Genomic DNA, 2,792 nt, shown 5'->3' with positions numbered 1-2,792 from the left:
CGCGGGCGGCGTGCTGCTCGGCGGCGCCGCGGCGGCGGTGGCGCTGGGCGGCTGGGCGATGTACCCGGACGAAGAGCTCGGCGCGGCGCTGACCCCGCCGGTGACGTCGTTCGGCGGCGGCGGTTCGTCGGGCGGCTCGTCGTGCAGCAGCGGCTCGTCCTGCTCGAGCTCGTCGTGCAGCAGCGGGTCTTCGTGCGGTTCGTCGTGCGGCGGCGGGGGTTGCGGTGGGTGAGCTGGGCATCGGGATCGGCTGGCGGCACGAACTGGACCTGTCCATCGCGCGGCTCCCGGGCGTCGACTGGGTGGAGGTGGTCGCGGAGAACCTGCACGCCGACCACCTCCCGGAGACGCTGCTGGCGTTGCGGCGCAAGGGGATGCCGGTGCTGCCGCACGCCGTCTCGCTGTCGCTGGGCGGGGCCGAGCCGCTCGACACCGGCCGCGTCCAGCACCTGGCGGAGATCGCGCGGGCCGTGGACGCGCCGCTGGTCAGCGACCACGTGTGCTTCGTGCGCGCGGGCGGGCTCGACTCCGGGCACCTGATGCCGCTCCCCCGCACGCGCGAGGCCCTCGACGTGCTGGTGGCGAACGTCCGGCTGGCGCAGTCCATCGTGGACGTGCCGTTCGCGCTGGAGAACATCGCCGCGGTGCTGGAGTGGCCGGACGCGGAGCTGACCGAGGAGCAGTTCCTCACCGAGCTGACCGAGCGGACGGACTGCCGGCTGATCATCGACGTCGCGAACCTGTACGCCAACGCCCGCAACATCGGCACCGACCCGGCGGCGTTCCTCGACGGCATCCCGTGGGAGCGCCTGGCCTACGTCCACATGGCGGGCGGCATCGAGCGCGACGGCGTCTACCACGACACGCACGCGCACCCGGTGCTGCCGGAGGTGCTTTCGCTGCTGACGGAGCTGCGGCGCCGGACGGACCCGCCCGGCGTGCTGCTGGAGCGCGACGACGACTACCCGAGCGACGCCGAGCTGGCCTCGGAACTGGCGGCGTTGCGCGCGGCGGTGACGGTGTGAGCCGCGAGGAGCTGGCGGCCCGGCAGGCGGAATTGCTGCACGCGCTGCTGGCTTCCGGCCCGGCCCCCGCCGGCTTCGATCCGGCGCGGCTGCGGGTGGAGGCTTCGGTGCTGCGGCGCAAGCACGGGCGGGTGCTGGCGTATCAGCGGCCTGAGCTGGCGGAGGCGCTGGGTGAGCGGTACGGGCCGTTGTTCGCGGAGTTCAGCGCGGCGCGGCCGAAGCTCGCGGCGGAACGGTCGGGGGCGTACGCGGACGAGTTCGTGACGTGGCTGATCGCGGGTGGGCACTTGCCGAAGCCCCGGCGGGGGTTGCGGGACAGGTTGCGGCGCCGCTGATCGGCTTCGACGGCGGTGCCCGGCAGGTGTCTTGAATGAGTCATTCAGGACCTCCCACGACAGGGTCCCGGCAAAGTCGCGCCGGCGAGCCGGTGACCGGCCGCAGGTCGGCCGCGTGGCCTGCCCGGCGTCGCGGGGATGTCATGAAAGGGTCATTCATGTCGTCTGGCGAGATGAACGACCCTTTCATGACATCGCGGCTGGGCGGATCGGCCGTGCTGCCCGACTTTGCCGGGGCCCGGGCCCGAACGTAGTGAATGACTCATTCATGTCGTCGGACGACATGAATGAGTCATTCACTACATCCCCGCCCCGATTTCCGCGGCCTCGCCGGGCAAGTCGCTTCACCGGGCCCGCCACTCGCCCATGCCCCCGGCGCCGCTCATCCACAACCGGGCCGGCCTGTGGACAACCCAGCTCAACCAGGGGGTTTCGTCGGGGGGTGCCGGTAAGCTGGCAGCGGGGCCTGCCCCCAGGGACGGGCGGGGCCCTGCGTCAGGGGGTCCAGGTCGGTTTGTCGACTCCCGGCAGTCGCGTCCCGAAGTCCCAGTGGGGCTGCGCGCCTGGCAGGCCGCCCGCCATCCGGACCCGCGTCAGCCGGCCGTAGCCGCTGTCCGCGTCCTCCATCAGGTCGCTGTAGTCGACCTCGGCGCCCGCGGGATCCTTGCGCCCCAGCGAATCCAGCCAGCGGCCGGTGCCCGCCAGCGACAGGCGCGCGCGCCACGTTCCGCCGTCCACGAGCTGGCGGTGGACCGCCGTCATGACCGCCGCCGCCGCGAGCCAGCCCGTCGCGTGGTCCAGCGCCTGGACCGGCAACGGCGACGGCTCTTCCGCGCCGAAAGCCATCCCGTTCGACATCTGCACCAGGCTGTCGAACCCACGCCGACGCGCCCACGGGCCTTCCCAGCCGTACGCGCTCAGGTCCGCGATCACCAGGCCCGGCCGCAGCTCGGCCAGCTCCGCGGGGCCGAACCCGATGCGCTCCAGCGCGCCCGGCCGGAAGGACTGGACCAGCACGTCCGCCCGGCTGATCAGCTTCTTCAACCGCGCCCGGCCGCCCTCGGTGTCCAGGGCGACGAACGTCGATCGCTTGCCCTGCCCGGTATCCCGCACCAGGGCTTCGACGCGCGGCAGGTGCGCGGCACCCACGTGCAGGACGTCGGCGCCGTGCGCGGCCAGGACCCGGCCGGCCACCGGACCCGCGAGCACGTGGGTCAGCTCCAGCACCCGGACGCCGCCCATGGGCCGGTCCGAGTAGAAGAACGTCCGTTTCGGCGCCGCACCCACCGGCTCCAGCGAAACCAGTGGCAGCGAAGCCACCGCGGCCCCCTGCGGGTGCGCGGCCCACTCCTCCGGCGAACGCAGCTCGGCGGCCGCTCCCCCGGCGGACACCACCGCGTGCTCGATCTCGCGCGCGGGCCGTCCCGCGACC

3 protein-coding genes and 1 pseudogene are annotated in these 2,792 nt (G+C 73.5%); 3 read left to right on the top strand and 1 reads right to left on the bottom strand.

Annotated features, from left to right (window positions below; genetic code table 11):
* From G3I65_RS17330 to G3I65_RS17320, 3 genes and pseudogenes are all read left to right on the top strand, one after another.
* Positions 1-232 (top strand): annotated as a pseudogene (locus tag G3I65_RS17330) (TIGR04222 domain-containing membrane protein); the annotation flags it as partial.
* Positions 225-1,025 (top strand): DUF692 domain-containing protein, encoded by an 801-nt coding sequence (locus tag G3I65_RS17325; protein WP_160697035.1) that lies wholly within the window; start codon positions 225-227, stop codon positions 1,023-1,025. The pseudogene G3I65_RS17330 and the gene G3I65_RS17325, both read left to right, overlap by 8 nt.
* Positions 1,022-1,360, top strand: a complete 339-nt coding sequence (locus tag G3I65_RS17320; RefSeq protein WP_160697034.1) for a hypothetical protein — start codon at positions 1,022-1,024, stop codon at positions 1,358-1,360. The genes G3I65_RS17325 and G3I65_RS17320 overlap by 4 nt, the downstream gene beginning before the upstream one ends.
* 495 nt (positions 1,361-1,855) lie before the next feature.
* Here the strand turns inward: G3I65_RS17320 and G3I65_RS17315 are convergent.
* Positions 1,856-2,792 (bottom strand): CoA transferase (locus G3I65_RS17315; protein ID WP_160697033.1); only part of this gene is annotated, 937 nt, incomplete at its 5' end.

Origin of the sequence: Amycolatopsis sp. SID8362 (assembly GCF_010550475.1) — a bacterium.
In the GTDB taxonomy this organism is placed as follows: Bacteria; Actinomycetota; Actinomycetes; order Mycobacteriales; family Pseudonocardiaceae; genus Amycolatopsis; species Amycolatopsis eburnea.
The sequence above is the reverse complement of the archived record's forward strand: the minus strand, read 5'-3'. Positions and strand labels throughout refer to the sequence as shown.